At 70.2% G+C, this 16,970-nt stretch carries 16 protein-coding genes; 3 read left to right on the forward strand and 13 right to left on the reverse strand.

Translation table 11 applies throughout. The features are described from left to right. Positions 1-107: 107 nt before the first annotated feature. The 7 genes from AC4D2F_RS11045 to truB form a co-directional block, all read right to left on the reverse strand. Positions 108-2,360 carry a polyribonucleotide nucleotidyltransferase gene (locus AC4D2F_RS11045; protein WP_490911090.1) on the reverse strand — a complete coding sequence of 751 codons (2,253 nt, stop codon included), beginning with the start codon at positions 2,358-2,360 and terminating at the stop codon, positions 108-110. 254 nt (positions 2,361-2,614) lie between these two features. Beyond that, positions 2,615-2,884, reverse strand: coding sequence for a 30S ribosomal protein S15 (gene rpsO / locus AC4D2F_RS11050; RefSeq protein WP_087072138.1), 270 nt, complete (start codon positions 2,882-2,884; stop codon positions 2,615-2,617). Positions 2,885-2,987: 103 nt separating this feature from the next. Then, the gene (locus tag AC4D2F_RS11055) at positions 2,988-3,983 is read right to left on the reverse strand and encodes a bifunctional riboflavin kinase/FAD synthetase (RefSeq protein ID WP_104168268.1); all 996 of its coding nucleotides are present in this window, start codon (positions 3,981-3,983) and stop codon (positions 2,988-2,990) included. Positions 3,984-4,114: 131 nt separating this feature from the next. Beyond that, positions 4,115-4,783: a DUF4345 domain-containing protein gene (locus AC4D2F_RS11060; RefSeq protein ID WP_490910618.1), complete on the reverse strand. Its 669-nt coding sequence runs from the start codon at positions 4,781-4,783 to the stop codon at positions 4,115-4,117. Positions 4,784-4,889: 106 nt separating this feature from the next. Beyond that, positions 4,890-5,270, reverse strand: a complete 381-nt coding sequence (locus AC4D2F_RS11065; RefSeq protein ID WP_490911091.1) for a hypothetical protein — start codon at positions 5,268-5,270, stop codon at positions 4,890-4,892. Between the two features lie 89 nt (positions 5,271-5,359). Next, positions 5,360-5,728, reverse strand: coding sequence for a hypothetical protein (locus tag AC4D2F_RS11070; RefSeq protein ID WP_490910619.1), 369 nt, complete (start codon positions 5,726-5,728; stop codon positions 5,360-5,362). Positions 5,729-5,730: 2 nt separating this feature from the next. Next, on the reverse strand, positions 5,731-6,633 hold the full coding sequence (truB, locus tag AC4D2F_RS11075) for a tRNA pseudouridine(55) synthase TruB (RefSeq protein WP_490910620.1): 903 nt from the start codon (positions 6,631-6,633) through the stop codon (positions 5,731-5,733). A 55-nt stretch (positions 6,634-6,688) separates the two neighbouring features. On the opposite strand from truB, the gene AC4D2F_RS11080 reads away from it, so the two are divergent. Continuing rightward, positions 6,689-7,867: a pyridoxal phosphate-dependent aminotransferase gene (locus AC4D2F_RS11080; RefSeq protein WP_490910621.1), complete on the forward strand. Its 1,179-nt coding sequence runs from the start codon at positions 6,689-6,691 to the stop codon at positions 7,865-7,867. Positions 7,868-7,945: 78 nt separating this feature from the next. Here AC4D2F_RS11080 and rbfA read toward each other — a convergent pair whose 3' ends face one another. The 5 genes from rbfA to rimP all read right to left on the reverse strand — a co-directional run bounded on the left by rbfA (position 7,946) and on the right by rimP (position 13,659). Further along, complete coding sequence (rbfA, locus tag AC4D2F_RS11085; protein ID WP_104168272.1) at positions 7,946-8,383, reverse strand: 30S ribosome-binding factor RbfA; 438 nt, start codon at positions 8,381-8,383, stop codon at positions 7,946-7,948. A gap of 107 nt (positions 8,384-8,490) precedes the next feature. Beyond that, positions 8,491-11,454, reverse strand: a complete 2,964-nt coding sequence (gene infB, locus AC4D2F_RS11090) for a translation initiation factor IF-2 (RefSeq protein WP_490910622.1) — start codon at positions 11,452-11,454, stop codon at positions 8,491-8,493. A 110-nt stretch (positions 11,455-11,564) separates the two neighbouring features. Next, complete coding sequence (locus AC4D2F_RS11095; RefSeq protein ID WP_490910623.1) at positions 11,565-11,996, reverse strand: YlxR family protein; 432 nt, start codon at positions 11,994-11,996, stop codon at positions 11,565-11,567. Between the two features lie 36 nt (positions 11,997-12,032). Continuing rightward, positions 12,033-13,022 carry a transcription termination factor NusA gene (gene nusA / locus AC4D2F_RS11100; RefSeq protein WP_104168275.1) on the reverse strand — a complete coding sequence of 330 codons (990 nt, stop codon included), beginning with the start codon at positions 13,020-13,022 and terminating at the stop codon, positions 12,033-12,035. Positions 13,023-13,032: 10 nt separating this feature from the next. Then, positions 13,033-13,659 carry a ribosome maturation factor RimP gene (gene rimP, locus AC4D2F_RS11105; RefSeq protein WP_104168785.1) on the reverse strand — a complete coding sequence of 209 codons (627 nt, stop codon included), beginning with the start codon at positions 13,657-13,659 and terminating at the stop codon, positions 13,033-13,035. A gap of 87 nt (positions 13,660-13,746) precedes the next feature. Between rimP and AC4D2F_RS11110 the strand changes: the two genes are divergently transcribed. After that, a complete protein-coding gene (locus tag AC4D2F_RS11110; protein ID WP_490910624.1) occupies positions 13,747-15,093 on the forward strand; it encodes a DUF4439 domain-containing protein in 1,347 nt (448 codons plus the stop codon). Continuing rightward, positions 15,086-16,138: an aminoglycoside phosphotransferase family protein gene (locus AC4D2F_RS11115; RefSeq protein ID WP_490910625.1), complete on the forward strand. Its 1,053-nt coding sequence runs from the start codon at positions 15,086-15,088 to the stop codon at positions 16,136-16,138. Before AC4D2F_RS11110 ends, AC4D2F_RS11115 begins: the two co-directional genes overlap by 8 nt. A 16-nt stretch (positions 16,139-16,154) precedes the next feature. Here AC4D2F_RS11115 and AC4D2F_RS11120 read toward each other — a convergent pair whose 3' ends face one another. Beyond that, positions 16,155-16,970 carry a sulfite exporter TauE/SafE family protein gene (locus tag AC4D2F_RS11120; protein ID WP_490910626.1) on the reverse strand — a complete coding sequence of 272 codons (816 nt, stop codon included), beginning with the start codon at positions 16,968-16,970 and terminating at the stop codon, positions 16,155-16,157.

Genomic DNA, 16,970 nt, shown 5'->3' on the forward strand with positions numbered 1-16,970 from the left:
GGTCTTTCTGGTCTGTCGACTGGGCAGGGAACGGCAGACGGCCCCGGCGCTGATCGAATCGATCGGCGTCGGGGCCGTACGGTGCTCAGGACGAGCGGGGCAACAGGTCAGTCGTCGCCCTCGGTGGCCTCGGGCAGCTCGATGCCGGCGTCCTCGGAGAGATCCTCCGCGACGACGGGCGAGAGCGAGAGCTTTCCGCGGTCGTCGACCTTGGTGATCTCGACCTGGATCTTCTGGCCCACGGAGACGATCTCGTCGACGTTGTCGACGCGCTTCCCACCGGCGAGCTTGCGGAGCTCGGAGATGTGCAGCAGGCCGTCCTTGCCGGGGGTGAGCGAGACGAAGGCGCCGAAGGTCGTGGTCTTGACCACCGTGCCCAGGTAGCGCTCACCGATCTCGGGGACCTGCGGGTTGGCGATGGCGTTGACGGCGGCGCGGGCGGCTTCCGCCGACTCGCCGTTCGTCGCGCCGATCAGCACGGTGCCGTCGTCCTCGATCGAGATGTCCGCTCCGGTGTCCTCCTGGATCTGGTTGATCATCTTGCCCTTGGGGCCGATGACCTCGCCGATCTTGTCCACGGGGATCTTCACCGAGATGATCCGGGGTGCGAACTCGGAGAGCTCGTCCGGGGTGTCGATCGCGGCCTGCAGCACGCCCAGGATGTGCAGGCGCGCCTCGCGGGCCTGCTTCAGGGCGGCGGCGAGCACGGACGCGGGGATGCCGTCGAGCTTCGTGTCCAGCTGGATGGCCGTGACGAACTCCGACGTTCCGGCGACCTTGAAGTCCATGTCGCCGAAGGCGTCCTCGGCACCGAGGATGTCCGTCAGCGCCGCGTAGCGGGTCTGGCCGTCGACGACGTCGGACACGAGGCCCATGGCGATGCCGGCGACCGGCGCGCGGAGGGGGACACCGGCGTTGAGCAGCGACAGCGTGGAGGCGCAGACCGAGCCCATCGACGTCGAGCCGTTGGAGCTCAGCGCCTCGGAGACCTGGCGGATCGCGTACGGGAACTCCTCGCGGGTGGGCAGGACGGGCACGAGGGCGCGCTCCGCCAGTGCTCCGTGGCCGATCTCGCGGCGCTTCGGCGAACCGACGCGGCCGGTCTCACCGGTGGAGTAGGGCGGGAAGTTGTAGTTGTGCATGTAGCGCTTGCGCGTGACGGGCGACAGCGAGTCGATCTGCTGCTCCATCTTGAGCATGTTCAGCGTGGTGACACCCAGGATCTGGGTCTCGCCGCGCTCGAAGATGGCGGAGCCGTGCACGCGCGGCAGGACCTCGACCTCGGCGGTGAGCTTGCGGATGTCGCTCAGGCCACGGCCGTCGATGCGGACCTGGTCCTTGAGGATGCGCTGGCGGACGACGGCCTTGGTCAGCGAGCGGAAGGCTGCGGAGAGCTCCTTCTCGCGTCCCTCGAACTGGGCGCCGAGGGCGTCCATGAGCTCGCCCTTGAGGGCGTCGGAGGCGCTTTCGCGCTCCTGCTTGTCGGCGATCTGGAAGACCTGCCCGAGCTTCTCGGCTCCGGCGGACTCGACGGCGGCGTAGACGTCGTCCTGGTAGTCGAGGAACACGGGGAACTCGACGGTCGGCTTCGCGGCGCGGGCCGCGAGGTCGGCCTGCGCCTCGCACAGCGCGCGGATGAACGGCTTGGCGGCCTCGAGGCCGTCAGCGACGATCTCCTCGGTGGGGGCGGTGGCGCCGTTCTCCTTGATGAGGGTCCACGAGTTGTCGGTGGCCTCGGCCTCGACCATCATGATGGCGACGTCGTCACCGGCGATGCGCCCGGCGACCACCATGTCGAAGACCGAGTTCTCGAGCTCGGAGTGCTTCGGGAAGGCGATCCACTGGTCGGAGCCGCTGCCGTCGGAGACGAGGGCGACGCGGACGCCACCGATCGGTCCCGAGAAGGGCAGGCCGGAGAGCTGCGTGGACATCGACGCCGCGTTGATGGCGACGACGTCGTAGCGGACGTCCGGGTTGATCGCGAGGATGGTCACGACGACCTGGACCTCGTTGCGCAGTCCCTTGACGAAGGCGGGGCGCAGCGGGCGGTCCATGAGGCGGCAGGCCAGGATGGCTTCGGTCGACGGGCGGCCTTCGCGACGGAAGAACGAGCCCGGGATGCGGCCCGCGGCGTACATGCGCTCTTCGACGTCGACGGTCAGCGGGAAGAAGTCGAAGCCTTCGCGCGGGTGCTTCCCGGCCGTCGTGGCCGAGAGCAGCGCGGTGTCCTCGTCGATGTAGACCATGGCGGAGCCGGCGGCCTGCTGGGCGACACGCCCGGTCTCGAACCGGACGAGGCGTGTTCCGAAGCGACCGTTGTCGATCACTGCTTCGGCGAACTGAATTTCGGGACCCTCCAAGAGAGTCACCTCCGTTTCCTGGTAGGCGGAGGCAATCGGCACCCGACGTGGCCCGTCCCTCATGGACGGCCCACAGCACCCGGTCTTCGATCGAGATCCACGGAACTGCCGGTCCGGCGTTCCGGAGACCACTACCGAGGACCGCGAATGCGTGGTGCCGGTTGACTCCTGTTATGCGTGGGGTACTTCGATGCTGTGTCCAGCAAGAAGGCGGCTCCCCCTCCCGGGGAGAGGGTGCCGCCTTCCGATGCTACTTATCGACGCAGACCCAGGCGCTCGATGAGCGACCGGTAGCGCGTGATGTCGGTGTCCCGCAGGTAGTCCAGCAGGCGACGGCGACGACCGACGAGAAGAAGCAGGCCACGACGCGTGTGGTGGTCGTGCTTGTGCATCTTCAGGTGCTCGGTCAGGTCGAGGATACGGCGGGAAAGCATCGCGATCTGCACCTCGGGTGAACCGGTGTCACCTTCGGCCAGAGCGTATTCCTTGATGATTTCCTGCTTGATGGCGGCGTCAAGGGCCACGAGTAACTCCTAGAGTTGTACCGTGAACATGTGCTGAGCATCGCTTGCACGACGACACAGAAAAATCCAGCCACCACGGACTGCAGCCGGATCTTCCCCAAGTCTAGCGTCTGGGCTGATGTTCTGTCGAAAGCAGGCCGCGCGCGCGGTCGACGTCGAGCCTCATCTGCTCGATCAGCGCCTCGGGCCCCGTGTAGGTCACCTGCCCGCGCAGCCGCTCGACGAATTCGACGACCACGGACTGCCCGTACAGGTCGAAATCCTGCACACGTTCCGGCGGACGGTTGATGACGTGCGCCTCGACCTGGCGGTCCACGCCGTCGAACGTGGGATTGGATCCGACGGAGATGGCGGCGGGCCAGCGCGTCCCCGCCTGGTCGATGAGCCAGCCAGCGTAGATGCCGTCGGCGGGGATGAACCCCTGCGCGGACGGGGCCAGGTTCGCCGTCGGGTAACCGAGTTCCCTGCCCCGGGCCGCCCCGTGCACCACTTCGCCGCGCATGCGGTGGAGCCGTCCGAGGACGCGCGCCGCGGTCCCCACGTCACCGGCCACCAGCGCCTCACGGACCCAGGTCGACGAGCAGCGACGGTCGCCGTCGGCGTCCGTGGCATCCGCCGGATAGCTGGCACCGAAGTCGTCGATGGTGATGACCTCGAAGCCGAGGGTGCGGCCGAGCTCACGCATCGTGTCGAGATCCCCGCTGTTGCCCCTGCCGAACCGGACATCGTGGCCGATGACCACGGCCTTGGCCCTGAGCGCCCGCACGAACACGCGCTCCACGAATTCCTCCGGCGAATTGGAGGCGAGGTCGAGCGTGTAGTGCATCATCAGCAGGGCGTCGATGCCGGTCTCGGCGAGGGTCTCGACGCGGTCGTCGAGCCCCATGATCAGTTCCGGCGCGGAGTCGGGACGGTGGACCTGTGCGGGATGCGGGTCGAAGGACACGACGACGGCCGCAGCGGATCGTTGCCGCGCCGCTTCGACGACCTGCTGCAGGACGCGCTGATGCCCCCGGTGCACGCCGTCGAAGTTGCCGAGCGTCAGGACGGAGGGCCCGAAGTCCTCGGGCACGCTGTCCAGGTCTCTCCAGTAGTACACGCATCTCCTTCGCGATTCGGCCGGACCCCCGGGACCGCGGTGTGGTCCGGCGGGTCGATCGCCGATCCCATTATGGCCGACGGCCCCGTCCCGCACGGCATCGCGCACCCGCTCCCGGGGTGCGGTCCCCGCTAGGCGCGCTGGGAGAACTCCTTGCGGAGCTCGCTGGTCTTCGCGATGTACTTGTGCCAGACGAGCAGGGCCGCCGGGAAGGCCAGTTCGATGACCATGAGGATGATCAGGAGGTAGTTGGGGGTGCCGGAGAACGCCCACGACAGGACGCGTCCGATACCGCCGACGAACACCATGAGGCACACCAGCCAGAGCATGTTGGCCCACTGGAACTTGATGGCGATGGTGATGAAGGCCGCGCCGACACCCACCATCATGGCCGAGTAGAACCGGAACTGGCTTTCGAGGGTGGGGTTGACGGGGGTGCCCTCGGTGTCCGGCAGGCCGGCCGTGCCGAGGATCAGGTAGTAGACGCCGAAGGCGGCGAGGGCCAGTCCCACCAGGACGACGACGGTGCGGAATACGTTCCAGTCGCCACCCGTGGACGCTGCCTTGCCTGCCTTCTTCCCCTTGGCCGGGGCCCCGGACGTGGGGGTGCCTGCCCTGGTGCCCGCCGCCGGCCCGGAGGCCGATGTCCCGGTGCCCGAGGTCCCGCTACCGGTCGCGGGGGTCGCGGCGCGCGACGAGGAGGGGGCCGATCCGGCGCCGTCGCGCCCGTTGGCGTCGGACCCCGCGGGCCGCCCGCCGGGCGCGGAGGAGTTGTCGTGCTCGGGGGTGTTGCTGGTCATGTCGGCTCCCTGGAGGCAGGCTGGATGGTGCTCTTCCGCCATACTCTCACGGTGCGGCGTGCGCCCAGGGGCGGATGCGACGGAATCCCCCGGACCACGTGTTCGGCTACGATCTGCCGTCGCGCGGGGTCCGGCCCGGCTGGTTCCTGCGCAGCCAGAGAAGGCCCAGGACCGGCAGGATGAGCGGGACGAACCCGTAACCGCGGCCGAAGGCCGACCACACCGTCTCGCTCGGGAACGCCTGTGCGTCGAAGACGCTGAGGAGCCCCACCGCGACGACGCCCACGAGTTCCGTGGTCACGGCGATGACGGATATCCGGTACGCCCGGGCGCCGGGCCGTGCGAGGGAAACGGTGGCGACGATGTACACCACGGCTGCGACCGCCGAGAGCAGGTACGCGAGCGGGGCTTCACCGAACTTCGTCGCGATCTGGAACCCGGCCCTGGCGGTCGCCGCGAGGGCGAACACGCCGTACACGGCGATCAGGAGCCGCCCGGGCCCGCTCGCGCGGCCGGCGCCGTCCGGAGCGGTCGCGGCGGATGCTGCCCCGTTCCCCTGCCTGCTCCTCTGCCTGGTCACAGTCCAGCCACCCCGTCCCAGATCTGCTCCATGCGGAAGAGCATGACGAAGACCGTCAGCCCCGCCGCGGCCAGCACGAAATTGCTCCAGCGGGTCTTCTCGAGGATGGCCCACCAGAACGCCCCGACGGGCACGAGGAGCGCGGTGAGGAGGTAGCCCCAGAACTCCCAGGCTTCCCCGAGGACCGGCTCCCCCGCGAGCTGCCGGATCACGGCTCCGACGGCGTAGGCGAGGAGGAAGAGTTCCACGGCGGCGATCGAGAGGATGGTGATGTCGTTGGGCGGCCGGCGCAGCACACCGGCCCCGAGGCAGAGTGCCGCGGAGACGGCGCACACGATCACGCCGACGAGGAGGAAGGGATCCACGCCTACTCCTTGCCGCCCGGAGCGAAGACCAGGACGGTCCGGGCCGCTCCCCCGCGGTTCTCGAGCAACGCAACGAGCGTGCCGTCCGGCGCGAAAGCCGCGACCGTTTCGTCCGGGTCCGTGTTCGGTGCCACCTTCCGGCCGTGGGACACGTCGGCGGTCTCGGTGTCCGAGAGTTCCCTGACCGGGAACAGGGCCCGCCCGGCGTCGTCGAGCGGGAGGACCTCCAGCTCCTCGGCCAGCTGCTCCAGGGTGCGTGCCTGCCCGATGGTGTACGGGCCCACCTGGGTCCGTCGGAGGGCCGTGAGGTGGCCGCCCACCCCGAGCGCCGCACCCAGGTCCCGGGCGAGGGCACGGATGTAGGTCCCGGAGCTGCACTCGACGGTGACGTCGACGTCCTGGAGGCGGCCGTTGCTCGCGCGGCGGATCGCGTGGATGTCGAAGCGGTGGATGGTCACCGGACGCGCGGGGAGGTCGACCTGCTCGCCGGAGCGGACCCGTGCGTACGATCGCTCGCCCTTGACCTTGATGGCGCTCACGCTGCTCGGGACCTGCTGGATCTCGCCCGTGAGCGCGGCGACGGCGGTGCGGATCTCCTCCTCCGTCACCGCTGCGGCGATACTCCCGCCGGTGACCTCGCCCTCGGCGTCGTCGGTGAGGGTGGACTGTCCCAGCCGGATGGTGGCGGTATACGTCTTGGTGGTGCCCACGATGAAGGTCAGGAGCCGGGTGGCGCGGTTGATCCCGACGACGAGGACCCCGGTGGCCATCGGATCGAGGGTGCCGGCATGGCCGACCTTCCGCGTCCCGGCGAGTCGGCGCAGGCGCCCGACGACGTCATGACTGGTCCAGCCCTGCGGCTTGTCCACGATGATCAGCCCTGAGTGGACCTGCCCGGCATTCACGCCTCCCAGTATATGGTCCGTATCGGGACCCCCTGTGCGCGATAGCATCCTCCGTATGCCCTCCCCTCCAGCCCACGTGGTGAACGTCCCGGTCAACCAGATCCGCGAGATCACGCAGGCGGCCTGGGCCACACCCGACGCCATCGTGCTCAGCATCGGCGAGCCGGCCTTCCCGGTGGCACGGCACGTCCTCGAGGCGGGGATGGCCGCGCTGGACAGGGACGACACCAACTACACCCCCAACGCCGGGATCGCGCCGGCCAGGGCTGCCTTCGCCGGACGGTTCGCGCAAACGTCGGGGGTCGACGACGATCCGTCGCGCGTCTTCGTCGTCGCCGGCGCGCAGCAGGGACTGCACCTGGCGCTGAGCACGCTGATCGGGGCAGGGGACGAGGTGCTCCTCCCGGATCCGGGATATCCCACGTTCACCATGACCGTCGGCCTGCTCGGCGGCGTGCCGGTGCCCTACCCCCTGGTGCCCGAGCACGATTTCCAGCCGCGGATCGAGGACCTGCGGGGACTCGTCACCGGACGGACGAAGGTCCTCCTGCTGAATTCCCCCTCGAATCCGCTGGGCTCGGTGTTCGACCACGAACTCACGCGCGAGCTCGTGCGGTTCGCGCACGAACAGGATCTGTGGGTCGTGTCCGACGAATGCTACGAGGCCTTCACCTACGACGTCCCCCACGTCAGCCCGGCACGCTTCGACGCCGGCGGGCCGGAGGCGGTACCGGAGGCCCGAGAGCCACGCGTCATCACGTCGCTGACGCTGTCCAAGACCTACGGCCTCACGGGCCTGCGGATCGGGGCGCTCGTCACTCCGCCGGGCATGGAGCCGCTGCTCAGCAACATCATGGAGGCCACGGTGTCCTGCGTCTCCGCGGCGTCGCAGTATGCCGCCGTGGCCGCCCTCACCGGGCCCCAGGACTACGTGTCCACGGCGCTGCGGCACTACCGTGCCAACCGGGACGCGGCGACCGCGGTCCTCGACGGTCTGGGCATCGGCTATCTGGACGCCCGCGGCGCCTTCTACCTGTGGGCCGACCTCTCGCACGCGAGCGGCGGTGACGTCCGTGCCTGGACGCGCTCGTTCCTCGCGGACCACGGGGTGGCGTTCGCCCCCGGCACGGCCTTCGGCGCCCGCGGCGAGGGATGGGTGAGGATCGCCCTCTGCGGCCGGACGGAGGAGCTCGTGGAAGGACTCTCCCGGCTCCCCTCCCCGCCGCGGACCTGACCGGCTCCGGGGACGCGAAAGGCAGCCGCCCCGTGGGGTCGGCTGCCTTGTGCGTCGTAATCCAGGACGGGTCAGGGACTAGCGCGCTGCCTCGTCGTCCTCCGACGTGCGGTACGGATCGGCGTCACCCGCGAAGTTGGCGCCCTGCGCGATCGCCGCCACTTCGGCGTCGCGCTCGCGCGCCTTCTGCAGGAGTTCCTCGAGGTGGCTGGCGTTGACCGGCACCTCGTCGGGGACGAACTCGAGGGTCGGCGTGAGGCGTGCCGTGATGTTCTTGCCGACCTCGGACCGCAGGACGCCGCGGGCGGACTCGAGCGCCATCCGCGTGGCCTGCTGCTCCTCCGCGTCGCCGAGCACGGTGTAGTACAGGGTCGCGTGCTGGAGGTCGTTCGTGACGCGGGAGTCCGTGATGGTCACGGCTTCCAGCCGGGGGTCCTTCACGCGGCGCCGCAGCGCCTCGGCGACGATGACTTTGATGCGCTGCGCGAGCCGCGCGGCGCGGGCCGGATCTGCCATTGCTGTTACTCCTACTGAAGCTGGTCTGAAGAGGAATCCGCGAGGGGTTCCGGCGGTCCGACGGGTCGGGCGCCCTGGAGGACCAGGGCGCCCGACCTGCCTACCTGCTAGGCGCGGGGCTTCTCCCGCATCTCGAAGGTCTCGATGGTGTCGCCTTCCTTGACATCGTTGAACGAACCGAGGCCGATACCGCACTCGAAGTCCGTACGGACCTCCGTGGCGTCGTCCTTGAAGCGCTTGAGCGAATCCACGGAGAGGTTGTCTCCGATGACCTTGCCGTCGCGCAGGACACGGGCCCTGGTGTTGCGTCGGATGATGCCCGAACGGACGATCGAACCGGCGATGTTGCCGAACTTCGAGGAGCGGAACACCTCGCGGACCTCTGCGGTACCGAGCTGCACCTCCTCGTACTCCGGCTTGAGCATGCCCTTGAGGGCCAGCTCGATGTCGTCGATCGCGGCGTAGATGACCGAGTAGAAGCGCATGTCGACGCCTTCACGCTCGGCGAGGTCCGCCACGCGCTCCGCCGGCTTCACGTTGAAGCCGATGATGATCGCGTTGTCGACAGTGGCCAGGTTGACGTCGTTCTGCGTGATGGCACCGACGCCACGGTGGATGACGCGCAGCTGCACGCCTTCCCCTACGTCGATCTTGAGCAGCGAGTCCTCCAGGGCCTCGACGGCACCCGACACGTCACCCTTGAGGATGAGGTTGAGGGTGTCGACCTTGCCCTCGGCGACCGCCTGGTCGAAGTCCTCGAGGCTGATGCGCTTGCGGCGCTTCGCGAGGGCCGCGTTCCGGTCCGCCGCTTCACGCTTCTCGGCGATCTGGCGGCCGGTGCGCTCGTCGTCGGTGACGAAGAACGTGTCACCTGCACGGGGCACGTTGGACAGGCCCAGGACCTGGACAGGACGCGAGGGTCCCGCCGTCGTGACGACGTCGCCGTTCTCGTCGAACATCGCCCGCACACGACCGTGGGCCGTGCCGGCGACGATGGTGTCACCGACGTGCAGCGTTCCGGACTGGACGAGGACGGTGGCAACCGCACCGCGGCCCTTGTCCAGGTTCGCCTCGATCGCGATACCGCGGGCGTCCTTGTTCGGGTTGGCCCGCATGTCCAGCGCGGCGTCGGCGGTGAGCAGGACGGCCTCGAGGAGTTCGTCGATACCCATGCCCTGCAGCGCCGAGACGTGCACGAACATGGTGTCGCCGCCGTACTCCTCGGGAACGAGGCCGTACTCGGTGAGCTGGCCCTTCACCTTGTCCGGGTTCGCGCCTTCCTTGTCCATCTTGTTCACGGCCACGACGATCGGCACGTTGGCCGCCTGTGCGTGGTTCAGCGCCTCGACCGTCTGCGGCATGACGCCGTCGTCGGCCGCGACGACGAGCACCGCGATGTCCGTGACCTTCGCACCACGGGCACGCATGGCGGTGAACGCCTCGTGGCCGGGGGTGTCGATGAAGGTGATGGCGCGGGTCGCGTCCTCGTGGACGTGCTGGATCTGGTAGGCACCGATGTGCTGGGTGATGCCACCGTGCTCGCCCTCGACGACCTTGGTGTTGCGGACGGCGTCGAGCAGTCGCGTCTTACCGTGGTCGACGTGGCCCATGACCGTGACGACCGGCGGACGTGCCTCGAGCTGCTCGTCGCCCTCGGCTTCCAGCTCCGCATCGAAGTCGATGTCGAAGCTGCTGAGGAGCTCGCGCTCCTCGTCCTCGGGCGAGACGACCTGGATCAGGTAGCCCAGCTCGGTGCCGAGCACCTGGAAGGTGTCCTCGTCGAGGGACTGCGTCGCCGTCGCCATCTCACCGAGGTGGAACAGCACGGTGACCAGTGCGGCGGGGTTCGCCTCGATCTTGTCGGCGAAGTCCGTGATGGACGAACCGCGGCGCAGGCGGACGATGGTGTTGCCGTCTCCACGGGGTACGCTCACGCCACCCAGCGAAGGAGCCGACATCTGCTCCAGTTCCTGCCGCTTTGCACGCTTCGACTTGCGCTGCTTGCCGCGACCGGCGCCACCCTTGCCGAAGGCGCCGGCCGTGCCGCCGCGTCCGCGGCCGCCCTTGCCGAAGCCGCCGCCGGCGGGTGCCCCACTCGGGCTGTTGGGTGCTCCACCGGGTCCGCGGCGCGGACCGGCTCCGGCACCGGGGGCTCCACGGCCGGGGGCGGCGGGACGCTCGGTGCGGTTCGGCATCATGCCGGGAGTGGGACGCGAGCCCGGGGCTCCTGCGGGTCGGGGTGCACCCGGACGCGGAGCGCCGGGACGCGGTCCACCGGCACCGGCGGCCGGACGGGGTCCACCCGCACCGGCTGCCGGACGGGGTCCACCGGCGCCGGCGGCGGGACGCTGCTGTGCATCGTCACGACGACCGGGGCGGGGCATGCCCTGCGACGGGGCGAACGGGTTGTTGCCCGGACGCGGGGGACGATCCGACCCGCGCTCGGCACCACGATCGGTGTCGCCGCGGCGCGAGCCCATGCCCTGTGAGGGCGCGAACGGGTTGTTGCCGGGACGGGGTGCGCCGCCGGGACGGGCACCCGACGGGCGCGTCGTCCCCGCCGACGGTGCGGCGGGAGGGGTTGCCGGACGGGGCGCGGGACGGGTGCCCTCGCTCGAGTCCTCGGCCCGGGGGGTCTGCTGCGCCGACGCGGATGCGTCCTGCGCTGCCGGTGCAGGGGTGCTCGGTGCGGCCGGAGCCGGGGCTTCCGGTGCTGCCGGAGCGGGAACGGAGCCGTTGGAGAACGGCGACGCCTGGGGTGCAGCCGGCGCGGCCGGGGCCGGGGCGGGCGGTGCTGCGGGCTCAGCCGGTGCGGGCGTCTCGGGAGCCGCCTGGGCGGCACCGGGCTTCGGACCCGGCGAAGGCGCCGAGGGTCGCGTCGGTGCGGGGGCTGCCGCGGCCTGGGAGGCGCCGGCATTCGGGAAGGCGCCGCGAAGCTTCTTCACGACGGGGGCTTCAATGGTGGATGACGCGGAACGGACGAATTCGCCCAGTTCCTGCAGTTTTGCAACTGCGTCCTTCGAGGTTATACCGAGCTCTTTCGCGAGCTCGTGTACGCGGACCTTGGCCACATTTCTCCTGTCTCGGTCCGCACCGAGTCAGGCACGAACCGTCTATTTCCTACTGCTGATCCCAGTCGCAAGCGCGTCTGGCAGATCGAATGCCGAGCGCAACGGATTGATCATCGTTGCGCACTCATCGCTGGGTGCTCATCGGGTTTCCATGAGGGTACTGACCCGCTTTCAGGGAGGACGGTGGGTACGGGGCGTCCGTCTCGACGCTCCAGGTATGCGTGGAAGGACGCTGCGAACTGGGCAGTGTCCACCGGCCCGCGGAAGGCCCTGTTGAAGGCTTTCCGCTTGACCGCTGTTTCCATGCATGCCGGGTCGGGGTGCAGCCAAGCACCCCGTCCGGATAGCCGGCGCCGCTCATCGATGACGGCAGTAATCTGGCCGTCGATCGGTCGTGCAACAACCCGCATCACGTGTGACTGGCGGTCCCGCCGGCGGCATCCCACGCAGGTGCGTATCGGATGTGCGTCCATCGGTCGGTGCCCGGAATCGTTGCGGCGTACAGCCACTTCCGGGCGCGACTGGGCAGCAGTCCCTTCCATTCTACCCCTTCCGATGCCGCTGCCCGACCCGCCGGCCTAGGCCTTCGCCGACGCGGCCTGCTGCGCGGCGTCGGACACGATGTCGATCCGCCAGCCCGTGAGCTTGGCGGCGAGGCGGGCGTTCTGGCCTTCCTTGCCGATCGCCAGGGAGAGCTGGTAGTCCGGGACGACGACGCGCGCCGAGCGGGTGGCTTCGTCGGTGATCGTCACGGAGGTCACGCGCGACGGCGAGAGTGAACTCGCGATGAAGGCGGCGGCGTCGTCGTTGTAGTCCACGATGTCGATCTTCTCGTCGTTCAGCTCGTTCATGACCGCACGGACGCGGCTGCCCATCTCGCCGATGCAGGCCCCCTTGGCGTTGACGCCCGGGATGTTCGCCTTCACCGCGATCTTGGTGCGGTGCCCGGCTTCGCGGGCGAGGGCGACGATCTCGACCGTCCTGTCGGCGATCTCGGGCACCTCCAGCTCGAAGAGCTTGCGCACGAGGCCGGGGTGCGAGCGGGACAGGGTGATGGAGGGTCCCTTCATGCCGCGGTGCACGTCGACCACGAACGCGCGCAACCGGGTTCCGTGCAGGTACTTCTCCCCCGGCACCTGCTCCGGCGGAGGCAGGACCGCCTCCACCGAGCCGAGGTTGACCTGGATCATGTGCGGGTTGGTGCCCTGCTGGATCATCCCGGCGACGAGTTCGCCTTCCTTGCCGCGGAACTCCCCGAGGATGTTGTCGTCCTCGGCATCCCGCAGGCGCTGGAGGATGACCTGGCGTGCGGTGCTCGCCGCGATGCGTCCGAAGCCGGTGGGCGTGTCGTCGAACTCGCCGACGGGGGCGCCGTCCTCGTCCTTCTCCGTCGCCCAGATGGTGACGTGCCCGGTCCGGCGGTCGAGCTCGGCGCGGGCGGTCTCGTGGGAGCCGGGCGAGCGGTGGTACGCGATGAGCAGTGCCTGCTCGATCGTGGGAACCAGCTTGTCGAGGGGGATCTCGCGCTCGTGCTCGAGGAGTCTCAGCGCGCTCATATCAATATCCATGTGGGTCTCCTTACGCGTGGTGCACGGCGCCGGAGATCTCCGGATCGGCCCCATCGCTGTCATCGTGGTGTTCATCCTCGAGATGCGCGAATTCGACCTGCACGGTCCCCTTGCGGATCTTGGAAAACTCGAGGGCGAGCGGCTCGCCCTGCTTGGGCTTCATGCCCTTCTTGACCGGCAGTTGCGGGATCAGCCGGATCCCGGTGTCGGACACCTCCTGCAGGCGGCCGAGGATCACGTCGCCGGTCACGGGCTTCACCTCGACCATGCGCCCCACATTGCGGCGCCAGTGCCGCGGTTCGGTGAGGGGACGGGAGACCCCGGGGGACGACACTTCGAGGTTGTACGGACGATCGTCGTCCTCCAGGCTGTCCATCGCCGTGGAGAGGTCCGTGGAGATGGCGGAGATCACATCGAAACCGACGCTCCCCGTGCTCTCCTCGGGCAGGTCCACGACGACGTGGACCGTGCGATGGGACCCTGCGACCTTGACCTCGACGTCCTCCAGGTACAGGTTGTGCTGGTCGACCACCGGCTTCAGTCTGGTCCTGAGGCGCTGCGCTTCGGCCTGCAGTTCGACCTCTGAGGCCGACCTGCTGGTCGAGGCATGATTTTCGTTCCCGGACCGGACCGCCATGGCTGCCTCCCACTCGATGATGTTGTGCTCCAAGAGTACCGACATTCCGCGGCACCGGCGGTATCGGCGGCCGAAACGGGGAGCGCCATGACATCATCGGGAACTGTGATGAAGCGGGCGGAGACGGACAGGCAGCAGGGCGGCGGAGGACGCCGCGGATCCCGCGCCGGACGCCTGGCGCGGCGCTCCCTGGGCCTCGTCGGTCTCTTCGCCGTGATGCTCCTCGTGGTCGGCGTCGGGCTGGGCGTCCGGTCCCCGGAGCCGCAGGAGCGCGTCCACTCCGTCTCCGAACAGGCGCAGCTCGACGCCGAGTACCGCTACCGTGCCGCCGCCGACCGGGCGCGCAGGGCGGCTGCGGACCCCCGACTGCCCCCGGGGACCACGGCGGAACTGGCCGCGGTCGCCGTCGACCTCGACGAGCAGGCGGACGCCGTCGCCCTCCCGCGCTCCTCCGGTCCGACGACGGAGGACGGTTCCTTGCCCCACGCCACCCCGCATCCGGACGGTCAGTCGGACCGCCCGGGTCCCGCGACGGCCCCGGCAGCGGGCACCGATGGCTCGGCCGACGCCGCGCCTGCCGATGCGCCCGCCGTGCTGACGGCCCTGCGCGACAGCGCACTCCGGAGCCTTCGGGACGCAGCCCTCGCGGACCCCGGTCCCGGCCGCGTGCTCGCGGCCGCCGGCGTGAACCAATGGCGGCACGCCCTGCAGCTCGGCCACACCCTGGGGATGGACCCAGGACTGCCCGCGGCCGGCTCGCTGTCCCCGGTCGACCTCGCCACCGGCACCGGCCCGTTCGCGGCCCTGGCCGCACCGACAGGACCGGCCGGCGCCGCACCCACCGGGTCCGCCGTCCCCACCGCTCCTGTTCCCACCGCTCCTGTTCCCACGACTCCTGTTCCCACGGCTCCTGTTCCCACGACTCCCGCCGAGTGCGCCGGGACCCCGCTCGGCCCCGACGCCGACCGCCAGGCCCTCCTCAATGCGAGGACCGCGGAGGATCAGGCGCGGTACGCGTACGAGGTCGCTGCAGCACTGATCCCGGAGCCCGCGCGGGCCCTGGACGCGGCGTCCACCCACCGGGAGGCAGCGGATGCCGCGGCCGACCGCCTCGCCGCCCTGTGCGTGCCCACGGACCCGACGCCGGCCGGCTATGCGATCGGGCCGGACTTCCGCGACGATCCCGTCGCCGCGATGCAGGCGATCGAGCAGGACCACACCGAGCTGTACGCGGGCCTCATCGCGACGGTCGGTCCCGAAGCCCGGGCCTGGGCCGTCACCTCGTTCAGCGCTGCCGCCCAGCGCAGCCTCGACGCCGGCGCGCCGCTGGAAGCCCTCCCCGGCCTGGCCGGCAGCGCTCCGGCACCGGACGCCGCCCCCGCGCAGACTCCCGAGAAGGTTCCCGTGCGGGCGACGGAGCAGCCCGGTGGGTAGCGACGCCGGGGCCGGGACGAGCGGGCGGTCGTCGGCCGCCGGCCGGCTCGCGGACCTCCCGGACCTCCCGCCGGCCCTGGTCCACTCCGCGAGGACGATCGAGGGCGGTGCCCGATGGACCCGCTCGTGGCACGGTCTCCTCGCGGAGAAACTCGACGCCTGGAACCTGGACCTCGACCTCCGTCCGGGACAGGCCGCCTGGGCGGGCCGGTGCGCCGTCGTCGTGCCGGTGCTGCAACGCACCGGTGGTGCGCCCGACGCCGTGCTCAAACTGAGCATCCCCCACGACGAGGCCCTGCCCGAGCCCGATGCGCTGACGCTGTGGGACGGGACGGGCGCGGTCCGCCTGCTGGCGTCGTCGCGCCCCGACTACGCGCTGCTGCTGCAGCGCCTCGACGGGGACCACTCGCTGCGGGACGTGCCGCTCGACGAGACCCCCGCGCCGTGGGGGGCGGTGCTGCGGCAGCTGTGCGTCCGGCCCGACGGCGGTGCGTCCTGGGCGGTCTTCCCCCACCTGGCGTCGGAGGCCGAGCAGTGGACGGACACGCTGCCCGCGCAGTGGGACGACCTCGGCGAGCCGTTCCCCCGCTGGCTCATGGAGGCCGCGCTGGAGGTCTGCCAGTCGCGCGGAGTCCTCGGCCGGCGGTCGGAGCGCGACGTCCTCGTGCACTCGGACCTGCACTACGACAATCTCCTGCCGTCCTCGCCGGACCGCCTCGGGGACTTCGTCGCGATCGATCCGAAGCCCGTGCTGGGTGACGCGGAGTACGCGGTGGCCCCCATGCTGTGGAACAGGCTCACCGAACTCGATCCTGCCGACCCCGCCGGCCACCTGCAGGCGCACTGCCGGGCGCTGGCGGCGGCCGCGGGCCTCGATGCCGAGCTGGCCCGGGGGTGGACCGTGGTCCGCGAGGTCCGCAACGCGCTGTCCTACCTGGCGCACGGACACGAAGGCGACGCCGACCGGTCGCTGTGGGTGGCGAGCTCGGTGCTCGGCCGGACGCTGGACGGACTGCCGCCCGTCGGAGCGCTGCCGTCCCTCTGACGGGCCCGGCCGGGCGTCAGCCTCCGGCGACCAGCGGGCGGAGGTTCTCGACCCAGACGTCGTAGCCGAGCTTGACGATCAGGGCACCGACGACCAGGAGGAACACGATCCTGATGAACCGGCTGCCCTGGCTGATCGCCATGCGGGACCCGGTGTAGCCGCCGGCCATGTTGGCGACGCCGAGCAGCAGCCCGAGGCCCCACAGGAGGGACCCGTTGGGCAGGAAGAACAGAAGGGCTCCGAAGTTGGTCGCCATGTTCACGATCTTGGCCTTGGCGCTGGCACCGAGGAAGTTGTAGCCCAGCAGCGTGACCATCGCGATGATCAGGAAGGACCCGGTGCCGGGGCCGATCAGCCCGTCGTAGAAGCCGATGACGAGGCCGATGGCGCACGCCGTCCCGTAGTGCCGGGCGCCCTCGTACCGCAGCCTGGTGAGCGTCCCGACGGAGGGCTTCAGGGCGGTGAACACCGCGACGCCGACGAGCGCCACCACGATGATCGGCTTGAAGACCGACGAGGGCAGCGACGACGCGAGGACGGCCCCGCCGAAGCTGCCGAGCAGCGCGACCCCCGCCATCGGCAGCGCCGTCCGCAGGTCCGGGTGGGCGCGCCGGTAGTAGGTGACGGCGCTCGTCGTCGTCCCGAAGATGGACCCCATCTTGTTGGTGGCCAGGGCCTCCACGGGCGCGATGCCGGGCACGAGGAGCAGTGCCGGGAGCTGCAGCAGGCCGCCCCCGCCGACGACGGCGTCCACCCAGCCGGCGGCGAACCCGGCGACGAGCACCAGCAGGATCGTGGCGAGGTGCAGCTCCTCGAGTCCCGAACCCCCCAA

The sequence above is a fragment of the Arthrobacter sp. TJ-263 genome, from assembly GCF_058269155.1.

Bases quoted from the DNA above. Each gene is read 5' to 3' on its own strand.
- AC4D2F_RS11110 (WP_490910624.1), top strand. From the start codon at position 13,747: ATGACATCATCGGGAACTGTGATGAAGCGGGCGGAGACGGACAGGCAG.
- AC4D2F_RS11095 (WP_490910623.1), bottom strand. From the start codon at position 11,996: ATGGAAGGGACTGCTGCCCAGTCGCGCCCGGAAGTGGCTGTACGCCGC.
- AC4D2F_RS11060 (WP_490910618.1), bottom strand. From the start codon at position 4,783: ATGACCAGCAACACCCCCGAGCACGACAACTCCTCCGCGCCCGGCGGG.
- rimP (WP_104168785.1), bottom strand. From the start codon at position 13,659: ATGGCGGTCCGGTCCGGGAACGAAAATCATGCCTCGACCAGCAGGTCG.
- AC4D2F_RS11080 (WP_490910621.1), top strand. From the start codon at position 6,689: ATGCCCTCCCCTCCAGCCCACGTGGTGAACGTCCCGGTCAACCAGATC.
- rbfA (WP_104168272.1), bottom strand. From the start codon at position 8,383: ATGGCAGATCCGGCCCGCGCCGCGCGGCTCGCGCAGCGCATCAAAGTC.
- nusA (WP_104168275.1), bottom strand. From the start codon at position 13,022: ATGGATATTGATATGAGCGCGCTGAGACTCCTCGAGCACGAGCGCGAG.